The following is a 21380-nucleotide window of genomic DNA, read 5'->3' as shown; positions in this document are numbered from 1 at the left end:
ATGAAGAATGAAACTGTTCAAGGCGGCACTGCTGGCCGCTTCCATGATCGTATCGGCAACGCCGCTTGCCCATGCGGCAACGCCCGGCAATGCGCTTGTCGTGGCCCAGAATATCGACGACATCGTCAGCATCGATCCGGCCGAGGCCTATGAGTTCACCTCGGGCGAATATGTGACCCAGACCTATGACCGTCTGGTGCAGTATGATGCGCCCGATGTGAAGACGCTGGCGCCAGGTCTGGCGACGGCATGGACGGCGGATGATGCCGCCAGGACCATCACCTTCACCCTGCGGGACGGCGTGAAATTCACATCCGGCAACCCACTGCGCGCGGAAGATGTGGTCTATTCCTGGAAGCGCGTCATCGCGCTGAACAAGGCGCCTGCCTTCATCCTGGCGCAGCTGGGCTGGACCCCTGCAAACTATGACAAGATGGTCACGGCTTCAGGCAATAAGATCGTCGTCAAATATGATGGCGATTTCTCATCCGCCTTTGTGCTCAATGTTCTCGCTGCCCGCCCGGCCTCGATCATCGATGCGGTGACAGTGCAGGGCCACGAAGCCAATGGCGACATGGGCAATGCCTGGCTCAAGGCGAATTCCGCCGGGACAGGCCCCTTCGTCCTGAAGGCTTTCCGTCCGGCCGAGATCATCAACCTTTCCGGCAATCCCAACTATTTCGGCGGCGCACCGGCAATGAAGTCGGTCATCATCCGCCACGTGGCGGAAGCGGCGACACAGCAATTGCTGCTCGAATCCGGCGATGTGGACATTGCCAAGAACCTGACGCCGGATCAGGTCGCCAGCCTTTCGACCAAGGGTACGGTCAATGTGGAAACCTATCCGCAGGCCGCCGTGCATTTCCTCAGCCTGAACCAGAAGGACGAGGCGCTGACCAATCCGGCCATCTGGGAGGCCGCACGTTATCTCGTCAACTACAAGGGCATGACGGACTCGTTCCTCAAGGGCCAGATGCAGGTGCATCAGGCATTCTGGCCGGCGGGTTTCCCCGGATCGCTCGATGAGACGCCCTATACCTATGATCCGGCCAAGGCGAAGAAGATCCTTGCCGATGCCGGCGTGAAAACCCCGATCAAGGTGACGCTGGATGTGATCAATTCAACGCCGTTTACCGATATGGCGCAGTCGCTGCAGGCGGGTTTTGCCGAAGCCGGGATCAACTTCAACATCATTCCGGGAACGGGCAGCCAGGTCATCACCAAATACCGTGCCCGCACCCACGAAGCCATGCTGCTCTATTGGGGCCCGGATTTCATGGACCCGGATTCGAACGCCAAGGCATTTGCCTTCAACGAGGACAATTCGGACGGCAACTACCAGTCGACCACCACATGGCGCAATGGCTGGGCGGTGCCTGCCGAACTCAATGCTAAAACGAAGGCGGCGCGTGCTGAGGCGGACCAGTCCAAGCGCAATCAGATGTATGTCGACCTGCAGAAGCAGGTGCAGGCGAAATCACCGATCATCGTCATGTTCCAGGCGGCCACACAGGTTGCGCTCGCCAAGACTGTTTCGGGCTATGTGAACGGTGCAACATCGGACTTCGTCTTCTACCGCCTCGTGAAGAAGAACTGACCAGAAACTTTAAAGGCCGTCCGGATCATCGGGCGGCCTTGCCACGGCATCCATAACAACGGGAATAGAAAAATGTCTGAACTTCGGATGGCGCGCCTGCGGGAGCGCATGGCTGAAACCGGAACCGACCTTGTCGTCGTCGGTCCGTCCTCGCACATGGTCTGGCTTGCCGGGCTCTCGCCGCATGGCGACGAGCGGCCGGTCATGCTGTTTGTCGGCAGGGATCACGCCGGGATACTGATGCCGGCACTCAATGCCGACAGCTCGCGCCAGCATACCGACCTGCCGTTCTACCCATGGACGGACGGCGAGGGTCCCGATGCGGCGCTGGCCGCTGTTTTGAAAGACGTTGTCGGGACAAAACAGGATATCAGGATCGCGCTGGATGAAACGATGCGGGCGGATTTCGCCCTGCTGGTGATCGATGCGCTGCCGGGTGCCAGGCGCACCTTCCTCAACGACACCGTCGGCTATCTGCGCGCCCGCAAGGATGAGGCGGAATATGCCGCGCTCAAGGCCAATGCGCTCATCAATGACGGCGCGATGCGTGCAGCTTTTGCCGCGTTGAAGCCCGGCGTGACCGAGCTCGAGATTGCCGGTGTTGTCCGGGACTACTACAAGGCAAACAATGCGAAGCCGGAATTCACCAGCGTCTGCTTCGGTGAAAATGGCGCATATCCGCACCATCACACGGGCGAGCGCGTGCTGAAGGCCAATGAAGCGGTGCTGATCGACATTGGCGGGCGCAGTGACGGCTATCCCAGCGACATGACCCGTGTTGCCGTGTGCGGTGAAACGCCCGCGGATTTCGACAAGGTGCACGCGGTTCTCGATGCCGCCGTCAAGGCGGCGCTGGCTGCGGCCAAGCCGGGGGTTGCCGCCAAGGAAGTTGACAAGGCGGCACGCGATGTCATCACCCAGGCGGGTTACGGTGAATATTTCCTGCACCGCACCGGCCATGGCATGGGTATCGACATCCACGAGCCGCCCTATATCACCGCGACTTCCGAGGCCATTCTCGAGGACGGGCATGTGTTCTCGATCGAGCCGGGCATTTACCTCAGCGGTAAATTCGGCGTCCGCCTCGAGGAGATCGTCATTATGCGCGGCAACAGGGCGGAAGTGCTGTCCGAACTGCCGCGGGCTGCCTTCAAGGCCTGATCCATTGCGCTGAAGGCGGCCGTTTCGGGTGTGAAGCGGCCGCCCGCACTACTTTTGTTGATGTGCGCTAATGTAGCATTGCACAATTTGAGGGCATGCGCAAAATTAAGGCATGTCTACACCGCTATCGATCATGGTCTTCGACGAAAACCGTATCCGCGCTTCCATTATCGAAGAGGGATTGCGGGAGGCCGGGCATGATCACGTCGTTGTTCTGCACGACATCGTCGGTCTTGCCCGGCAGATCGAGCGGATCGCGCCCGATGTCATCGTCATCGATATCGAAACCCCCAATCGCGACATGCTGGAGCATCTGTTCCAGCTCAGCCGTTCCGTGCGCAAGCCGATCGCCATGTTTGTCGACAGCTCCGATACGGCGTCGATCGAAGCGGCGGTGGATGCCGGTGTGTCCGCCTATGTGGTCGATGGCCTGAAGAAGGAGCGCGTCAAACCCATTCTCGACATGGCGGTCAGCCGCTTCAAGGCTTTCAGCCGGCTGCAGCAGGAACTGGCGGAGGCAAAAAGCGCCCTGGAAGAGCGCAAGGTTGTCGAGCGCGCCAAGGGTATTTTGATGAAATCGCGCACAATATCGGAAGACGAGGCTTATGCGCTGCTGCGGCAGGCCGCCATGAACGAGAAGAAGAAGCTCGCCGATATTGCACAGAGCGTCGTCATGGCGGCAGCCATGCTCGGAAGCTAGAAAGAGAGGTTGGCCGTGAGTTTTATCCGGATGGACAATGGCCAGGGCTTGGGCGGCGGCCTCGCGGCGCCGGCAGCGGTCCGCCGTGACGGCGTCTCCGTCGTTCGCGCGGGCTTCATTCCGCTTGTCGATGCTTCCGTTCTCATCGCGGCGGCCGAATTCGGATTTGCCACGCGCGAAGGCATTCAACTTGAACTTGTGAAAGACGTGTCCTGGGCCAATATCCGGGATCGGCTGGCGTTCCGGCAGTTTGATATCGCGCACATGCTGGCGCCCATGCCGGTCGCCTCCGCCTTGGGGCTCGGTTCCAATCCGTCAGCGGTCATCACGCCGTTCACGCTGGGGCGGGGCGGCAATGCCATTACCCTGTCGGTGAAGCTGTATCGCCGCATGCAGGCGCTGGCGGATCTGGCCGGAGACGAGGGCGCGCTTGCCAATGCCGAAGCCCTCAAGTGCGTCATTGACGACATAAAGGTTCGCGGCGAGCCATTGCCGGTGCTTGGCACGACCTATCCGTTTTCATCGCACAATTATGAGCTGCGCTATTGGCTCGCGGCCGGCGGCATCCATCCGGACCGCGACGTCAAACTGGTGGTCGTGCCGCCACCCATGACATCCGATGCCCTGTCGGCGGGGGCCATTGACGGCTTCTGCGTCGGCGCGCCCTGGAATATGGTGGCCGTCGCCCGTGAGGTCGGACGGATTGTTGCGGTCAAGGAGGATATCTGGCCGTCCAGTCCCGAGAAGGTCGTCGGCGTGCGGCCGGAATGGGCGGATACCAATCCTGAAACGTTGGCGAGGCTGATCGTCGCGCTGGATCGCGCCGCCGCATGGTGCGATGTGCCGGACAACCGGCGCGTCCTTGCCGATGTTCTGGCCGAGCCGCGTTATATCGATGCGCCGGAGGACATTCTGCACCGGGTTCTCATGGGCAGGTTCACCACCGACCCCGACGGGCACGAGCGGACGGTCTCCGACTACTTCACCTTCCATCGCGATGGCGCGAATTTTCCGTGGATCAGCCAGGCGCAATGGATATTCAGCCAGATGGTGCGGTGGGGGCAGGTTGATCACTCCAAGGAAAAGCAGGAAAAGGTTGCGACCGCCTTTCGTCCCGATCTCTACCGCCATGCGCTGGGACCCCGCGCCGACATACCGTCGGCGGATGTGCGCGTGGAGGGCGGCCAGCGCCAGGACGGGTTCATCGATGGGGCTGTCTTCGACCCCCAGGACATTCCCGCCTATCTCAAGGGCTTCAATGTCCACAATCTTGAAAACCCCGTTGCAACCCGGGATGAAACCTGATGGGTAGAATTTGTGCTCTGCACAATAAATGAGCGGGTTTGATGGCCGTTCTGCCCATTTCGCCTGCGCCGCTCTTCGTCTGCGGTTAGTGAAAAATAACTGAACTATAATAATATATATCAATTACAATGGCTTATAAATATAATTTCCGGTTGGCACGCTTATTGCTTTTATAAAACCGTTCCGTCAACGAGGACAGGAACCGCGAGCATCGCCATCGGATGCTTTCAAAGACACAGACGTCGCTTGGGCGAGTTCATTCACCGGATCGGGTGAATGCACTTCATCCGGCGGCGTTTTTTTATGGCTCAAGCTGCACCAGAAGCAGCGCTGCGAAGGGGAATTGCGATGAAGGTGATTTTGCCGACAGGCTTGACAAGACGAACGCTTTTGCAGGCAGGCGGCACGCTGGCGCTGCTGGCGGCGGCAAAGGCTGCGCTTCCCGGCGGCGCCCATGCGGCCGCTGCCGGACCCGAGACCACCAAGGCGACGCTCGGTTTCATTGCGCTGACGGATGCATCGCCGCTGATCGTTGCCAAGGAAAGAGGCCTTTTTGCCAAACACGGCATGCCCGATGTCGAGGTCGTCAAGCAGGCATCGTGGGGCACGACGCGGGACAATCTGGTGCTCGGCTCGGCGGGCAACGGCATTGACGGCGCGCATATCCTGACGCCGATGCCGTATCTCATCAGCACCGGCAAGGTCACCCAGAACAATCAGCCCCTGCCGATGGTCATCCTTGCGCGCCTCAATCTGGATGCGCAGGGTATTTCGGTTGGTTCGGCCTATGCCGGTCTGAAAGCCGGGGTCAATTCGGGCGTGCTCAGGGAAGCCTTTGCCAAGAAGAAGGCGGAAGGCAATGCGGCAAAGGCGGCGATGACCTTTCCCGGCGGCACGCATGATCTGTGGATCCGCTATTGGCTGGCCGCCGGCGGGATCGACCCGGACAAGGACGTGGAAACCATCGTGGTTCCGCCGCCGCAGATGGTTGCCAACATGAAGGTCGGCACCATGGACTGCTTCTGTGTCGGTGAACCGTGGAATGCGCAACTCGTCAATCAGGGCATAGGCTATACCGCGGTCAACACAGCTGAAATCTGGGCCAAGCATCCGGAAAAATCCTTCGCTATGCGGGCGGACTGGGTGGAGAAAAATCCTAATGCCACCAAGGCCCTGCTGATGGCTGTCATGGAGGCGCAGCAATGGGCGGATGATCTCGCCAACAAGGATGAACTGGCGGCAATCGTCGGCAAGCGCGCGTGGTTCAATGTGCCTGCAAGCGATATCGCGGGGCGGTTGAAGGGCGACTACGACTATGGTTCGGGACGCGTCGAGACAGCCAGCCCGCATCTGATGAAGTTCTGGCGCGATCACACATCCTATCCCTTCCAGAGCCATGAAAAATGGTTCCTGACCGAGAATATCCGCTGGGGCAAATTTGCACCGGACACCGATATTTCAGCGCTGGTCGGCAAGGTGAACCGCGAGGACATCTGGCGCGACGCCGCCAGGGAACTTGGTGTTGCTGCGGCCGACATTCCGGCTTCGACATCACGGGGTCCCGAAACCTTCTTCGATGGCAAGGTGTTCGATCCGGATGCCCCGCAGACCTATCTCGCCAGCCTTGAAATCAAACGTTTTGCGTGAGGAAACCGGCATGACAGCCAGCCCCGTTCCCATCCGTCCGACCGAAAAGCCCCAGGCGGCCAAAATCATGACGCTTTCCATCCCGCCGAAAACCGGTTCATCCCGCCGCCTGCCACCATGGCTCACCTCCCTGGCGGCACATGTGGTGCCGCCCATCATCACGCTGGTCTTCCTGCTGGTGCTGTGGGAAATCCTCTGTTCGTCACCCACGGCAAGCGTGCCGCCGCCCTCACGGGTGGTCTCGGAGACCTGGGAGCTGATCATCCATCCGTTCTATGCCGGACAGGGTGTCGATCAGGGGCTGTTCTGGCATATCCTCGCAAGCCTCCGGCGGGTTGCTATGGGCTATTGTCTCGCCGCCGTGGCGGGCATTGCGCTCGGCACCCTCGTCGGGCAGAGCGAATGGGCGATGCGCGGGCTCGATCCGATCTTTCAGGTGCTGCGCACGGTGCCGCCGCTCGCCTGGCTGCCCCTGTCGCTGGCCGCGTTCAAGGACGGCAATCCCTCGGCGATCTTCGTGATCTTCATCACGGCCATCTGGCCGATCATCATCAACACCGCTGTCGGCATTCGCAATATTCCGCAGGACTATCAGAATGTCGCGCGGGTGCTGCGTCTCAACCAGTTCGAATATTTCACCAAGATCATGATCCCCGCCGCCGCGCCCTATATTTTCACGGGCCTGCGCATCGGCATCGGCCTGTCATGGCTCGCCATCGTGGCCGCCGAGATGCTGATCGGCGGCGTCGGCATCGGGTTCTTCATCTGGGATGCGTGGAACTCGTCGCGCATCAGCGACATCATCCTGGCCCTGATCTATGTCGGCATCGTCGGCTACCTGCTTGACCGCGCCATCGCCTTCGTCGCCCGGACCGTCACCCGCAACACCGCAAGCGCTTGAGGAAGCCATCATGTCGAAACCCTATCTCTCCCTCGAACAGATCGACATGGTGTTCAGCCGTGCCGGCACCAGCACGCAGGTTCTCAATCAGGTCTCGCTGAGCGTCGATAAAGGCGAGTTCATCTCGATCATCGGCCATTCCGGCTGCGGGAAATCCACCCTGCTCAACGTCGTTGCCGGGCTGACGCAGGCGACGCGCGGCGTGGTGTTTCTCGAAGGCAATGTCGTCGACACGCCGGGACCCGACCGCGCGGTGGTGTTCCAGAACCATTCGCTGCTGCCCTGGCTGACGGTCTATGAAAACGTCAAGCTGGCGGTCGACAAGGTCTTCTCGTCCAGCAAAAGCCGGGCGGAACGGCATGAATGGACCATGCGCAATCTCGAACTGGTGCAGATGGTGCATGCGAGGGACAAGCGCCCGTCCGAGGTCTCCGGCGGCATGAAGCAGCGCGTCGGCATTGCCCGGGCGCTGGCCATGGAGCCCAAGGTTCTGCTGCTGGACGAGCCGTTCGGCGCGCTGGATGCGCTCACCCGAGCCCACCTGCAGGATCAGGTCATGCAGATCCACACGGAACTCGCCAATACGGTTCTGATGATCACCCATGATGTGGATGAAGCCGTGCTGCTCTCCGATCGTATCGTCATGATGACCAATGGACCGTCTGCCAGGATCGGCGAAATCCTCGATGTGCCGCTGGTTCGCCCGCGCCGCCGCATCGAGCTTGCCGCCGATGCCACCTATATCCGCTGCCGTTCGTCCGTGCTGAAATTCCTCTACGAGCGGCACCGTCTTGTGGAGGCCGCGTAAGATGGAAACAACCGCGGAAAAGCAGAAACTCGTCGTCATCGGCAACGGCATGGCACCGGGCAGGGCACTGGAACATCTCTTCGAGGTGGCGCCCGATACCTATGATGTGACCATTTTCAATGCCGAGCCGCGCGTCAATTACGACCGGATCATGCTGTCGCCGGTTTTGTCAGGCGAAAAAGAATTCGAGGAAATCATCATCCATGGCGATGGCTGGTACATCAAACACGGCATCACGCTCTACAAGGGCCACAAGGTTATCGGGATCGACCGGGAGGCCAAGACGGTCACCTCCGATGCCGGGACGACCGAAAGCTACGACAAGCTTTTGATCGCGACGGGTTCGGTTCCGTTCGTTCTGCCTGTTCCCGGCAACAACCTGCCGGGTGTCCTGACCTATCGCGATCTCGACGATGTGAATGCCATGCTGCTCGCGGCCCAGTCCCGCGCGCGCGCCGTGGTCATCGGCGGCGGCCTGCTCGGTCTGGAAGCGGCTGCCGGCCTGAAATCACGCGGCATGGATGTCACGGTTCTCCATATCATGCCGACGCTGATGGAGCGCCAGCTCGATCCCGCTGCGGGCTATCTGCTCGAACAGGCGGTGGAACAACGCGGCATCCGCGTGATGACCAAGGCCAGCACCAAGGAGATCATCGGTCAGAACAGGGTGGAAGGCGTTCTGCTTGCCGATGGCACAACATTGCCTGCCGATCTGGTGGTCATGGCGGCGGGTATCCGCCCCAACGCCCTGCTTGCGAAGGAGGCGGGCCTTGCAACCAATCGCGGCATCGTTGTCGACGCCGGCATGCGGACCTCCGATCCCGATATTTTCGCCATCGGGGAGTGCGCCGAGGTGGGCGGACAATGCTACGGGCTCGTCGCACCGCTCTATGAGATGGCTCGGGTTGTGTCGGCGCAACTGGCGGATGATGCGGATGCGAAATTCGTCCACAGCGAGACGCCGACCAAGCTGAAGGTCACAGGCATCAACCTGTTTTCCGTCGGTGATCTCGGCGAAGGCGACGACCGGCAGGAGATCGTCCTGCGCGATGCGGCCGCCGGTGTCTACAAGCGGCTGGTGCTGAAGGATGACCGCATCATCGGCACGGTGCTCTACGGCGAGACATCCGACGGCGCCTGGTTCCATGACCTGACCAAAAAACGCACCGACATTTCGGAGATGCGCGACACATTGATTTTCGGCCAGTCCTATCAGGGAGGGTCCCCGCTGGACCCTATGGCGGCCGTTGCAGCCTTGCCAGATGATGCGGAAATCTGCGGCTGCAACGGCATATGCAAGGGCAAGATTACGGGTGCCATATCCAGCAAGGAGCTGACCTCGCTGGATGATGTGCGCGCCCATACCAAGGCGTCCGCCTCCTGCGGCAGTTGCACCGGTCTTGTCGAACAGCTGCTGGCCCTGACGCTCGGCGATTCCTACAATCCATCGGCGGTGACGCCCATGTGCAGTTGCACCGATCTTGGCCATGACGATGTCCGCCGGCTGATCAAGGCGAAGAAGCTGAAGTCGATTCCGGCCGTGATGCAGGAACTCGAATGGAAGACATCGTGCGGCTGCGCCAAGTGCCGCCCGGCCTTGAATTATTATCTCGTTGCAGACTGGCCGGATGAATATGCCGACGACTACCAGTCGCGCTTCATCAACGAGCGGGTGCATGCCAACATCCAGAAGGACGGGACCTATTCCGTCGTGCCGCGCATGTGGGGCGGCGTCACCAATTCCCGGGAATTGCGGGCAATCGCCGACGTGGTCGACAAATTCGCCATTCCGGCTGTCAAGGTCACCGGCGGCCAACGCATCGACATGCTGGGCGTCAAGAAGGAAGACCTGCCGGCTGTCTGGGCCGATCTCGGCAAGGCCGGGTTCGTGTCGGGGCAGGCCTATGCCAAGGGGCTGCGCACGGTAAAAACCTGTGTCGGGACCGACTGGTGCCGCTTCGGCACGCAGGATTCGACCGGGCTCGGCATTCGCATCGAAAAGTTCATGTGGGGATCGTGGACGCCCGCCAAGGTCAAGATGGCGGTTTCGGGCTGTCCGCGCAATTGCGCCGAAGCTACCTGCAAGGATGTCGGGATCATCTGTGTCGATTCCGGATACGAAATCCATTTCGCCGGGGCGGCGGGTCTCGACATCAAGGGGACGGAAGTTCTGGGGCTGGTCAAGACCGAGGATGAGGCGCTGGAACACGTGGTGGCGCTGACGCAGATGTACCGCGAACAGGGCCGCTATCTCGAGCGCATCTACAAATGGGCCAAGCGTGTCGGCCTCGATGAAATCCGCCGCCAGATCATGCAGGACGCGGTGAAGCGCCGCGGTTATTTCGACCGGTTCGTCTTCAGCCAGAGATTCGCGCAGGTCGATCCGTGGTCCGAGCGGGTTTCGGGCGTCGACAAGCATGAATTCCAGCCGATGGCCAAAATCGGCTACCAGCAGGCAGCGGAGTAGAGTGATGAACTGGGTTGAGATTGGAACAATCAACGACATTCCGCGCCGGGGCGCCCGCTGCGTGAACACGCCCGAGGGCAGGATCGCGGTTTTCCGCACCATGGAAGACCAGATTTTTGCCATTGACGATCAGTGCCCGCACCGGGGCGGACCGCTCAGCCAGGGCATCGTCCACGGTGCTGCAGTGACCTGTCCCTTGCACAACTGGGTTATCTCGCTGGAGACCGGCAAGGCACTTGGCGCGGATGAAGGCAGCGTGAAAACCATCGCGATCCGGCTGGATGGCGACCGGATTCTGGCCGCGCTTGAGCTGGCCGCCATGGCTGCGGAGTAGAGCAGCATGGACAATCCGGTGCTTTCTCCCGATACGGTTCGCACCACCTGTCCCTATTGCGGCGTCGGATGCGGCGTGCTCGCGACCCCCGGCAAAGACGGTACGGTTGCCATTGCCGGAGACCCCGATCACCCCGCCAATTTCGGGCGGCTCTGCTCCAAGGGATCGGCGCTTGGTGAAACGGTTCATCTGGATGGCCGATTGCTGGAGCCACGGGTCGAGGGCAAGGCGGCGAGCTGGGACAAGGCCCTTGATCTCGTCGCCAGCCGTTTCAACGCTGCGATCAGGGAACATGGTCCTGACAGCGTTGCTTTCTACGTTTCGGGCCAGCTTCTGACGGAAGACTATTACGTTGCCAACAAGCTGATGAAAGGTTTCATCGGCTCGGCGAATATCGATACCAATTCGCGGCTGTGCATGTCGTCGTCGGTGGCGGGGCATATGCGTGCCTTCGGGTCGGATACCGTGCCGGGGACCTATGAAGATCTGGAGCTCGCCGATCTCATCGTGCTGACCGGCTCCAATCTCGCCTGGTGCCATCCCGTGCTTTATCAGCGTATCGCGGCGGCCAAGGTGAAGCGCCCGCAGATGCGTATCGTCCTCATCGATCCGCGCCGCACCATGACGGCCGATATCGCCGATATGCACCTGCCGATCCGTGCCGACGGGGATACGGCGCTGTTTGTCGGGCTGCTCGGTTTTCTGGCCGAGCAGGGGGCCTTGGATCGCGCCTATATCGGGCAGCACACGACGGGTTTTGCGGCGGCGCTGGCCCTTGCCAGTCCCTGCGATCTGGACGCGATTTCGCAGCACACCGGAATTGCGCCGGATCAACTGCTCGCCTTTTTCGCGCTGTTCGCCCGCACCGAACGATGCGTGACGGTCTATAGCCAGGGCGTCAACCAGTCGGCATCCGGTACGGACAAGGTCAATGCGATCGTCAACTGCCATCTGGCAACGGGCCGCATCGGCCGCCCCGGCATGGGGCCGTTCTCGGTCACCGGGCAGCCGAATGCCATGGGCGGGCGCGAGGTGGGCGGGCTCGCCAATATGCTGGCCAGCCATATGCAGATCGAAAATGCCGGGCACCGGCAACTGGTGCAGGATTTCTGGGCTTCCCCGATCATGGCAGCGAGGCCGGGCCTGAAGGCCGTCGATCTGTTCAAGGCGGTTGGCGACGGGCGGATCAAAGCCCTGTGGATCATGGCGACCAACCCGGCCGATTCCATGCCGGAAGCCGATCGCGTGGCAAAGGCGCTGAAAGCCTGCCCATTTGTCGTGGTGTCCGACATCAACGCGAAAACGGACACGACCGCCTATGCCCATGTGCTTCTGCCCGCAGCCGGATGGGGCGAGAAGGACGGCACGGTCACCAATTCCGAACGGCGCATCAGCCGGCAGCGGCCATTCCTGCCGCTGCCGGGTCGGGCGCGGCCGGACTGGTGGATCATCACCGAAGTGGCGAAACGTATGGGCTTTACCGCCGCATTCGCCTATCAGAATCCGGCGCAGATCTTTGCCGAGCATGCCGCTTTGTCGGGAGCGGAGAACAAGGGCAGCCGCGATTTCGACATCGCCGCCCATGCCGGCATATCTGCGCGCGCGTATGACGAGCTTGCCCCGTTTCAATGGCCGCAAAGCCGGGACGCTGCGACGACGGACGGACGCTTTTTTGCACAAGGCGGCTTCTTTACCGGGGATCGCCGGGCACGGTTCATTGCGGTATCCCCAGCCGATACGGGCGCGATCGATCGGCGGTTCACCTTGAACACCGGGCGTGTGCGCGATCACTGGCACACGATGACGCGCACGGGAAAAAGCGCGCGCCTGTCCGCGCATTTCGCCGAGCCTTTCGCGGAGATACATCCGCTCGATGCCGCCGGGCTGGGAATTGCCGATGCGAGCCTTGTCCGGTTGTACAACGCGCATGGCGATATCATCGTCCGGGCACTACTGACGGACAGGCAGTCGCGCGGCAGTGTGTTCGTGCCCATGCACTGGACCAATCAGTTTGCCGGTAGTGCCCGTGTGGACGTACTTGTGACATCGCGGATCGACCCGGTCTCCGGCCAGCCTGCACTGAAGATGGCAAGGGTGGATATCCAACCTTTCGAAGCTCTCTGGTACGGGTTCGCGGTCCTGCGCGACAAGCCCCGGAGGATTGCGGCGGATTACTGGGCACTTGCCAAGGCCAATGGAGGATACCGGATCGAACTTGCCGGTCTTCACGAGCCGGATGACTGGGCGATGTTTACCGGAGAATTGTTCGGCTGCGGCGATGACGCGCCGCTGCTGCGTTACCACGATGCAAGGAATGGCCAGCACCGCATGGCTGCCTTTGCCGGTGATGCCCTGATCGGCGCGCTCTACATCGCGCGCCAGCCCGTCGCCGTGTCGCGCAGTTGGGCCGGCGAGCAGCTGTCGCAGCACTTTCCTGCTGCGCAGAACCGTTTCCAGCTTCTGGCGGGACGGCCCGGCGGGGATATGCTCGACAAGGGCGCGATTGTCTGTTCCTGCTTTTCCGTCGGCCGCAACGAGATCGCCGGCGCGGTGCGCGGCGGCTGCCGGACCGTTGCCGCCATCGGTGAGGCTTTGAAGGCCGGAACGAATTGCGGCTCCTGCCGCGCCGAAATCAGGGGGATTGTCGATGCAAATCTTGTCCAGGCCGCAGAATAGCCCGCGCCCCGGCAGTATCGGGCGACTGGCGGTGCTGCCGGTGTTTTTCAGCCTTCGGGGCAAGCGCGGTGTCGTTGCGGGCGGAACCGCCGCAGCCGCATGGAAAGCCGAACTGCTGGCAGCGGCAGGCGCTGAGGTTCATGTCTACGCCGAAGCCGTGAGCGAGGAAATGTCCGCCCTGATTGCGGCAGGACCGTTCGTCCATCATGCGCGCAGGTGGTCGGCGACGGACTTGCACGGTGCTGCTATCGCCGTTGCCGACGCCGCGACGGAACAGGAGGCTGAAGCATTCCTGCATGCGGCGACGCAAGCCGGTGTGCCGTGCAATGTGATCGACAAGCCGGCATTCTGCGCGTTTCAGTTTGGCACCATCGTCAATCGTTCGCCCGTGGTGGTCGGCATATCGACCGATGGCGCAGCGCCTATATTGGGGCAGGCGATCCGCCGGCGGATCGAGACGGTCCTGCCCGCATCGCTGGCAGCCTGGGCGCGACTGGCACAACAGTTGCGCAGCCATATCGTGGATGTGCTCCAGCCCGGCCGCCAGCGAAGGCTGTTCTGGGAGGATTTCGTCAATCGCGCCTTTGGCGTGGACCCGTTGCCCGATGAAAGAGCCAAACTGCAGGCACGGGCGATGGAGGTCGCCAATGACCGCAACACACGCACGGGCATGGTGGCCGTCATCCCGGTGGAGAGTGATGACCCCGAGCTTCTCACACTCAAGGCCATGCGCCTGCTGCAAATGGCCGATGCGATCTTTTACAGCAGGGATATTCCGCCTGCCGTTCTGCAGCTGGCGCGGCGGGAGGCCAGGCGCATTCCCCTGGCCGATAAACCGTTTCACGACGCTGCTGCGCAGCGTCTTTGCGCCGACGGCAAGAACGTCGTTGTTCTCAAGCGCGCCTAGACGGCGTCCTGATCGAGTTCGGGGTAATGGCGGAAAATGCCTGACTCATTGAAGGGAATACGCCGCGGCGAGGCGAGGTAGCGGGCAATGTTGGGCCGCTCCCGGACCCGATCATGCAATGCAACCAGTAGGGGATACTGGCGATCAAACAACTGCGTGGCGCGGGGAAAGGCATATCTCAGCCCTTCGATCACCTGAAACAATGAGAGGTCGACATAGCTGAGCCCGTTACCGATGCTGTGCCTGTCACCGTCCGGATTATTGGCAAGGTTGCGCTCGAAATAGCCGAGATATTTCGGGATGCGATGCTCGATGAAGCTGGCCGAGCGCGCCTTCGCCGCGTCCTTCTGATCCTCGTAGTAAAGCTCGGTGGCAATCGGATGATGCGTGTCGTGCACCTCGCAGACAAAGTCGGTGATGGTCAGTTGCAGGCCGTTGGCGGCATAGCGCAATCCCTCATTCTCCGGCACCAGACCGAGTTTGGGTCCGAGATAGAGAAGAATATTGGCGACGTGTGAAACAAGCAGTTCGCCGTCTTTCAGAAAGGGCGGGGCGAACGGCGTGTGCGAGGTATCGGCGCCTTTCAGCATCCGCATCATTGCGGATGTGCCGCGCCCGCTGCCGGTTTCGCGGGTGATGTCGACATAGGCCGCCCCAGCGTCTTCCAGCGCCAGCCGGATGAACTCGCCGCGTCCCTGTATGCCGTCCCAGTAATAGAGTTCATAGGGCATTGCCGGTTTCTCCATTGCTCTGATTGGATGCCTTTGCGGTTTCCGCGATCAGCCAATCGATGAATATTTGCGCCGCCGGAGCGCTGCTGGCCCCTTTGGGTGTCACCAGCCAATGGGCGGTTCGGGTGGAGGTGATCGTCTGCGCGCATGGCTGCACCAGACGCCCGGTCCGCAGGTGATCGCGGATCAGCAGCATGCGGCCGATGGCAATGCCCTGACCGTCCAGCGCCGCCTGCAGGGTGATGTTGTAATCCGTCAGCTGGATGGTGCGGGCGCCGGCCAGATCAAGCCCCACCGCATCCGCCCAGACCTGCCAGTCGACGGGCTTCCTGGCGAACAGCAATGTGTGGCGCAGCAAGTCTTGCGGCGTCTCGATGGTTTTGTCCGATTGCAGAAGTGCCGGGCTGATAACCGGGCTGAGCTGTTCGGCCATGAGCAGGCGCACATCGACCCCGGGCCAGTTTCCGTCGCCATAGCGGATGGCGATGTCGGCCTCCCCAGCGGCAATGTCTGCGCTGCGCAGGGTGGGATCGAGTTCGAGGCCGATATCGGGGTGCAGCGATTGAAAACCGTGCAGGCGCGATACGAGCCAGTTGGCGGCAAAGGAGGGCAGCAGGCTGATGCGGACGACATTGCGCCTGCTTCTGCCGCGCAGGTCTGCGGTGGCGGCGGCGATGAGGCGGAATGCATCGGTGGTGCGGGCGCGATAGTCCTCGCCCTCCGGTGTCAGGGCGATGCTGCGCGCCTTGCGCACAAACAGCGGCAGGCCGAGAAACTCTTCCAGCTGGCGGATATGATGGCTGACGGCGCTTTGCGTGATGAGCAGTTCTTCGCCTGCCCGGCGAAAACTCATCAACCGCGCGACGGCCTCGAAGGCTCGAAGTGCCTGCAACGGCGGCAAGGTGGTGGAGGAGCGCATTTCGCCTCATGCTTTCGACTGCGTATCGCCAGCTTATCCGGGTTCACCGACATTAGCCAGATCGATCAGTGACGCCAGTGTTTTGAATTGGACCTGCGGAGCAGGGCGGTTGATGATGCCGGCATAGTCAGCCGGAGATGATGATGTCAGCCACCATAGCAAAGAAGCTTGCAACCCTTGGTCACGACCTCCCGGTCGCGTCCGTACCCGTTGCCAATTACGTATCGGTCGTCCGCGCAGGCACCCTGTTGAGCATATCGGGGCAGATCAGCCGTATCGATGACGAGAACGCCGTCCTCGGTGTTGTCGGCGCGTCTGTTTCCCTTGAGGAAGGCCGCAGGGCAGCCGAGATCGCGGCGCTCAACGTGCTGTCGCAGATCGCCGCGGCCACCGATGGGACGATTGCCAGCGTGCGCCGCATCGTGCGTCTCGGCGTCTTCGTGGCGGCGACGCCTGACTTTACCCAGCACCCGCAGGTTGCCAATGGCGCATCGGACCTGATGGTTGCCGTGTTCGGCGATGCGGGGCGTCACAGCCGTGCCGCCGTCGGCGTCAGCTCATTGCCGCGCGGCGTTGCGGTCGAGGTGGATGCGTTGGTCGAGCTGGAGGGCTGACGGTGACCCAAACGCTCGATATTGAACAGTTGCGCTCGGAGACGCCGGGGTGTGCCATCAGCATCCATTTCAACCATTCCGGCTCGTCGCTGCCTTCCAATGCAGTGCTGGCGGCGGTGACGGAACATCTCCAGCGTGAATCGCTCTATGGCCCCATGGAAGCTGCGGCCAATGCGGCGGGCCTGATCGACGAAGCGCGGGCGGATGCCGCCGGTCTCATCGGCGCGGCGCCTGCCGAGATTGCCTTCTCCAGCAGCGGGTCCGCTGCCTGGGGACTGTCCTTTGCCGCTTTGCCGCCGCTTGTTGCGGGTGACCGTATTCTGGTCGGTCGTCAGGAATGGGGCGGCAATCTGTCGACCATGCAGGCGGCGGCCAGAAGGGCAGGCGCGCGCGTCGAGACCATCCCGATGAATGAAGACGGCAGTGTGGATGCCCATGCGCTCGCTGCCATGATCGATGACCGCGTTCGCCTCGTTGCTTTGACGTGGCTTCCCGCCAATGGCGGGCTTATCAATGATGCCGCGGCCATCGGCCGGGTCACGCGTGCGGCTGGCATTCCCTATTTCATCGATGCGGCGCAGGCGCTCGGCCAGCTTCCTGTGGATGTCAGCGCCATCGGCTGTGACATGCTGAAGGGGTCAGGTAGAAAATTTCTGCGTGGCCCGCGCGGCGCTGCCATTCTCTATCTGCGCAAGGCTTTTCTTGAAACCCTCGAACCGGCCTATCTCGATGTCCTTTCCTCGACATGGGGCGAGGACGGGCCACTTATGCGGGCGGATGCGCAGCGTTTCGAGACGAGTGAAAAGCCTATCGCCCTGCTGCTTGGATTGGGAGCGGCACTGAAACAAGCGCGCAGTCTGGGCATGGGTGCGATCCGCCAGCGGATCAGGGAACTTTCCGGGCAATTGCGCGGTCAACTGGCTGCCATTCCCGGTGTTGCGATTCATGATCTCGGCACGGAGAAATCCGGATTGGTCTCTTTTACGGTGGCGGGCATTGCGCCGCAGGCTCTGCGCGGCAAACTTGCGGAAAAGCGGATTACAATCGCGGCAAATGGGATACCCTACACACCGCTCGACATGACGGCGCGCGGCCTCAACGAGATTGCGCGTGCATCGGTCAGCTATCTGAACACAACGGACGAAATTGACCGTCTTTGCGATAATGTTGCTGCTCTTGCACGGCAGGCCGCTTGACGGAATGAAGGACAGGTGAGGACAGAATGGATCTGGGAATCAGGGGTAAGCGGGCAATCGTCTGCGCGAGTTCAAAAGGGCTTGGCCGCGGCGTTGCGGAGAAGCTGGCGGAAGCAGGCGTTGACCTGACATTGAATGCCCGCACGGAAGCGGTGCTGCGCGAGACGGCCAAGGAAATCGCCGATACCTATGGCGTCAAGGTGCAGATCGTTGCGGCAGATGTGACGACGGAGCAAGGCCGCAAGGAATTGCTGGCTGCCGAACCGCAGCCGGATATTCTCGTCAACAATGCCGGCGGGCCGCCGGCCGGCCTCTGGTCGGACTGGCATGAAGAAGAGTGGTTGAAGGCGGTCAATGCCAATATGCTGACGCCGATCTACCTGATGAACGCGATCCTGCCCGGCATGATCGAGCGCAAATGGGGCCGCGTGGTCAACATCACCTCCGGCTCGGTGAAATCTCCCATTGCCCAGCTCGGCCTGTCGAATGCCGCGCGCAGCGGCCTGACCGGTTTTGTTGCCGGAACTGCGCGGCAGGTGGCGCGTCATGGGGTGATCATCAACAATCTCTTGCCGGGCTCGCACGAGACCGACCGGATCAAGGGATTTCTGGAAAAGACTTCGGAAACCAAGGGTATCTCCATCGAACAGGCGCGCGCTGAAGCCCATGCCGCCAATCCGACCGGCCGCTTCGGCACCAAGGAGGAATTCGGCGCGGCGGCCGCCTTCCTGTGCAGCCAGTATGCCGGCTTCATCGTCGGGCAGAACCTTCTGCTCGATGGCGGCGCTTTCAACTCGACGCTGGGATGAAAGCCTGCATCGATGCCGTGAGTTCCATAATTAAACTTATGCAACTCACGGCATTGCGAAATCCGGAGGATCAGGCAATCCATCCGGAGTTCCGGTCTACGTGTTCTTCCGCCCGCCGCCCTATGTTCACGTCGTGGCCCCAAGGGGCTCTGTTTTAGCACGACAAGGAAATGCAGGATGAGCAAGACATGGTTTATCACCGGTGCCGGACGGGGTATCGGCGCGGAAGTTGCCAAGGCTGCGCTGGCAGCCGGTGACAATGTGGTCGCGACCGGCCGCAATCGCAAGCAGGTGCAACAGGCGTTCGCGGGCGTTGAGGGGCAATTGCTGATTGTTGAGCTGGACGTGACCAAGCCGGATCAGGCGGATCAGGCGGTGGACGCTGCCGTCACCCATTTCGGCGGCATCGACGTTCTCGTCAACAATGCCGGCTACGGCCAGCTGGGTCAGTTCGAAGAAAATGGCGCCGACGACATCGAACGGCAATTCGCCACCAATGTATTCGGCCTGTTGCACGTGACCCGCGCAGTTCTGCCTGTGATGCGCTGGCAAAGATCGGGCCGCATCTTCAATCTGTCCTCCATAGGCGGCATGGTCGGGTTTGCCGGTGCTTCCGTCTATTGTTCGACGAAGTTTGCGGTTGAAGGCTTCTCCGAATCGCTGGCCATGGAAGTGGCCCGCTTCGGCATCCATGTGACCATCGTCGAGCCGGGGTTCTTCCGCACGGATTTTCTCGATGAAAGTTCGGTTCGCTATGGCAATAAAAGCATTGAGGACTATGCCGAAGCCTCGCGTGAAACGCGCACAACCTATGACGGGTACAGCTACAAGCAGGCGGGCGATCCGGCAAAGCTCGGATCGGCATTGATCGAACTGGCCGCCTCGCAGGAGCCACCCCTGCGTTATGCCGCCGGTTCCGATGCGGTCAAAGGCATCGCGACGAAGCTGGATTCGGTTCACGCGGAAATCAACAAATGGCGATCCCTGTCGATTTCCACGGATGGTAATTTTTGAGCCGCTTTTCTGCCCAGAGATCAACACGATCTTCCCGGAGAAATAGGCAATCACCTCGGTGGATCGGTATACCGCCTCGCCCTTCCGCCATGCGATATTCAGACTGGGAATAAACCCCCGCTATTCAAATCACTTATAAAGAAAGGGATATTTGCAATGAACATCCAACTCCCCACCCTTTCACCGTATCTCAAGCCGGGCTTTTCAACGCTGAAACTTCTTTCACGCGTGCTGCATCCGATCAAGACCAAGAAAGATCGCGATATGGCAGAACTGGCAAAGCGATATTTAAACGGATAATCAGCGCCTTTTGATGCGCTTGTGAAAGCACAGGAAACCCGCAATGCCCGGCATTGCGGGTTTCAACGTTTTTCGGCGGGGTCGAGGGTGAACAGTTCCTGCGCCCGCCCGACGCCGCGCAAGGCGAAACGCCCGACGCAAACCAGTTTGGAGCGAAGTTCTTCCGGCAGGAATGCGGCGAAGCGGTCCGAGATCAGGACATCCTGATCGACGGACCGGCACATGGATGCGATGCGGCTGACTTCATTGACCGCCGGTCCAACGACGGTAAAATCCAGCCGCGTGTCGCTGCCGATATTGCCAAAGAACACCTCGCCCACATGCATGCCGAGATAGACATTGGTGATCGGCTGTTTCTCGGCGGCGCGCCGCTCATTGAGCACGATGAGCCGCTTGCGCAGGAGGGCTTGGGCCTTCAGCGCCGCGGCGCAGGCCGTCTGCGACCCGCCTTCGGTGAAGATGGCCAGGGTGCCGTCGCCGATGAGCTTGAGCACATCGCCGCCCGCTTCCTGGATCGACGAGATGACCGCATCGGCATAGTCGTTCAGCATCGGGATTATGGCATCCGGTCCTGCCGCGTCGGAAATGCGCGTATAGTCGCGCAGGTCCGAATACCAGAGAACCGCTTCGATCCGGTCGGCCGCGCCGCGATTGATGCGCCCGGCCAGCACGCGTTCGCCCGCATCGTGCCCGAGATAGACCTCGGCCACCGTGCGCACGATCCGCGCCAGCGAGGAGCATTTGATCGCGAGCGCCAGCCCCCGCGCCAGACGTTTCAGGGTTGCAATGTCGCTGTCCACAAAGCCGTCGGCATGCGCCGTGGACCATTGCGAATAGAAACAGTCCATTTCGCCGATGCTGCCCTGCGTCGAAAAGCGGTGAACCAGCGCGAGATAATCGGTGAGCCCTTCGGCCTTGAGGTTTTCCAGATGCAGAAAGCCCGGTTCGTCCATTTCGCCGATGCGGCGGCGGAGCGAATCCTCGCCGGACTGCAGCAGGTGGTAGAAAGTGGTCCGCTGCCAGCTTTCGGCGCCGGGGCCCTGGGTGCTCGAGCCATACTCGATCACCGGCTTTTCCACCTCCTCGCGCTGGCGCCAGTGGAACGCCCTGCCCTCGTAGATGGGATGCAGCGTATCAACAAAGGTCAAGGCGCGTTCGAGCGTGATGCCAAGGCCGCAGCACCGCACGCAGAAACCGTTCAGCAGTTCGGTTTCGCTGGCGCCGGCCAATCCCTGCGCATCGAGCCATTCTTCAATCGCAACTATGTCGGCTTCCGTCATGATTCCCGCTCACT

Annotated in this window: 19 protein-coding genes; 16 read left to right on the top strand and 3 right to left on the bottom strand. The window is 61.2% G+C overall.

All coding sequences use genetic code 11. The annotated features are described in order from the left end of the window. Window positions 1-7 precede the first annotated feature (7 nt). The 11 genes from ACP7B1_RS14625 to ACP7B1_RS14575 all read left to right on the top strand — a co-directional run bounded on the left by ACP7B1_RS14625 (window position 8) and on the right by ACP7B1_RS14575 (window position 14503). Window positions 8-1597 carry an ABC transporter substrate-binding protein gene (locus tag ACP7B1_RS14625; protein ID WP_346305723.1) on the top strand — a complete coding sequence of 530 codons (1590 nt, stop codon included), beginning with the start codon at window positions 8-10 and terminating at the stop codon, window positions 1595-1597. Window positions 1598-1669: 72 nt separating this feature from the next. After that, on the top strand, window positions 1670-2758 hold the full coding sequence (locus tag ACP7B1_RS14620) for a M24 family metallopeptidase (RefSeq protein WP_346305722.1): 1089 nt from the start codon (window positions 1670-1672) through the stop codon (window positions 2756-2758). A 112-nt stretch (window positions 2759-2870) separates the two neighbouring features. Continuing rightward, window positions 2871-3458, top strand: a complete 588-nt coding sequence (locus tag ACP7B1_RS14615; RefSeq protein WP_346305721.1) for an ANTAR domain-containing response regulator — start codon at window positions 2871-2873, stop codon at window positions 3456-3458. A gap of 30 nt (window positions 3459-3488) precedes the next feature. Beyond that, entirely contained in the window at window positions 3489-4763 is a 1275-nt protein-coding gene (locus ACP7B1_RS14610) for a CmpA/NrtA family ABC transporter substrate-binding protein (protein WP_426137103.1), read from the top strand. A 348-nt stretch (window positions 4764-5111) separates the two neighbouring features. Further along, entirely contained in the window at window positions 5112-6410 is a 1299-nt protein-coding gene (locus tag ACP7B1_RS14605) for a CmpA/NrtA family ABC transporter substrate-binding protein (protein ID WP_346305719.1), read from the top strand. Between the two features lie 10 nt (window positions 6411-6420). Beyond that, the gene (ntrB, locus tag ACP7B1_RS14600) at window positions 6421-7311 is read left to right on the top strand and encodes a nitrate ABC transporter permease (RefSeq protein WP_346305718.1); all 891 of its coding nucleotides are present in this window, start codon (window positions 6421-6423) and stop codon (window positions 7309-7311) included. 10 nt (window positions 7312-7321) lie between these two features. Then, on the top strand, window positions 7322-8119 hold the full coding sequence (locus ACP7B1_RS14595) for an ABC transporter ATP-binding protein (protein ID WP_346305717.1): 798 nt from the start codon (window positions 7322-7324) through the stop codon (window positions 8117-8119). 1 nt (window position 8120) lies between these two features. Next, the gene (gene nirB / locus ACP7B1_RS14590; RefSeq protein WP_346305716.1) at window positions 8121-10586 is read left to right on the top strand and encodes a nitrite reductase large subunit NirB; all 2466 of its coding nucleotides are present in this window, start codon (window positions 8121-8123) and stop codon (window positions 10584-10586) included. A 4-nt stretch (window positions 10587-10590) separates the two neighbouring features. Beyond that, window positions 10591-10920 carry a nitrite reductase small subunit NirD gene (gene nirD / locus ACP7B1_RS14585; RefSeq protein ID WP_346305715.1) on the top strand — a complete coding sequence of 110 codons (330 nt, stop codon included), beginning with the start codon at window positions 10591-10593 and terminating at the stop codon, window positions 10918-10920. Window positions 10921-10926: 6 nt separating this feature from the next. After that, complete coding sequence (locus ACP7B1_RS14580) at window positions 10927-13596, top strand: molybdopterin-dependent oxidoreductase (RefSeq protein WP_426137053.1); 2670 nt, start codon at window positions 10927-10929, stop codon at window positions 13594-13596. Beyond that, window positions 13568-14503, top strand: a complete 936-nt coding sequence (locus ACP7B1_RS14575) for an NAD(P)-dependent oxidoreductase (RefSeq protein ID WP_426137052.1) — start codon at window positions 13568-13570, stop codon at window positions 14501-14503. The genes ACP7B1_RS14580 and ACP7B1_RS14575 overlap by 29 nt, the downstream gene beginning before the upstream one ends. On the opposite strand, the gene ACP7B1_RS14570 is transcribed toward ACP7B1_RS14575, so the two are convergent. Then, on the bottom strand, window positions 14500-15234 hold the full coding sequence (locus ACP7B1_RS14570) for a glutathione S-transferase (RefSeq protein WP_346308350.1): 735 nt from the start codon (window positions 15232-15234) through the stop codon (window positions 14500-14502). The two genes, ACP7B1_RS14575 and ACP7B1_RS14570, sit on opposite strands and share 4 nt — an antisense overlap. Continuing rightward, window positions 15224-16153 carry a transcriptional regulator GcvA gene (gene gcvA, locus ACP7B1_RS14565; protein ID WP_346308351.1) on the bottom strand — a complete coding sequence of 310 codons (930 nt, stop codon included), beginning with the start codon at window positions 16151-16153 and terminating at the stop codon, window positions 15224-15226. The genes ACP7B1_RS14570 and gcvA overlap by 11 nt, the downstream gene beginning before the upstream one ends. A gap of 143 nt (window positions 16154-16296) precedes the next feature. Between gcvA and ACP7B1_RS14560 the strand changes: the two genes are divergently transcribed. The 5 genes from ACP7B1_RS14560 to ACP7B1_RS14540 all read left to right on the top strand — a co-directional run bounded on the left by ACP7B1_RS14560 (window position 16297) and on the right by ACP7B1_RS14540 (window position 20086). Further along, a complete protein-coding gene (locus ACP7B1_RS14560) occupies window positions 16297-16767 on the top strand; it encodes a RidA family protein (RefSeq protein ID WP_346308352.1) in 471 nt (156 codons plus the stop codon). A gap of 2 nt (window positions 16768-16769) precedes the next feature. Continuing rightward, a complete protein-coding gene (locus ACP7B1_RS14555; RefSeq protein WP_346308353.1) occupies window positions 16770-17963 on the top strand; it encodes an aminotransferase class V-fold PLP-dependent enzyme in 1194 nt (397 codons plus the stop codon). 26 nt (window positions 17964-17989) lie between these two features. After that, window positions 17990-18772, top strand: a complete 783-nt coding sequence (locus ACP7B1_RS14550; protein WP_346308354.1) for an SDR family oxidoreductase — start codon at window positions 17990-17992, stop codon at window positions 18770-18772. Between the two features lie 177 nt (window positions 18773-18949). Beyond that, window positions 18950-19786 (top strand): oxidoreductase, encoded by an 837-nt coding sequence (locus tag ACP7B1_RS14545; protein ID WP_346308355.1) that lies wholly within the window; start codon window positions 18950-18952, stop codon window positions 19784-19786. A gap of 156 nt (window positions 19787-19942) precedes the next feature. Beyond that, window positions 19943-20086 (top strand): hypothetical protein, encoded by a 144-nt coding sequence (locus ACP7B1_RS14540; RefSeq protein ID WP_163364476.1) that lies wholly within the window; start codon window positions 19943-19945, stop codon window positions 20084-20086. Window positions 20087-20148: 62 nt separating this feature from the next. Here ACP7B1_RS14540 and ACP7B1_RS14535 read toward each other — a convergent pair whose 3' ends face one another. After that, window positions 20149-21366, bottom strand: coding sequence for an adenylate/guanylate cyclase domain-containing protein (locus ACP7B1_RS14535; protein WP_346308356.1), 1218 nt, complete (start codon window positions 21364-21366; stop codon window positions 20149-20151). Between the last annotated feature and the right edge of the window lie 14 nt (window positions 21367-21380).

The organism is Phyllobacterium sp. SL163 (genome assembly GCF_049896885.1).
Lineage (GTDB): Bacteria > Pseudomonadota > Alphaproteobacteria > Rhizobiales > Rhizobiaceae > Phyllobacterium > Phyllobacterium calauticae.
The sequence above is the reverse complement of the archived record's forward strand: the minus strand, read 5'-3'. Positions and strand labels throughout refer to the sequence as shown.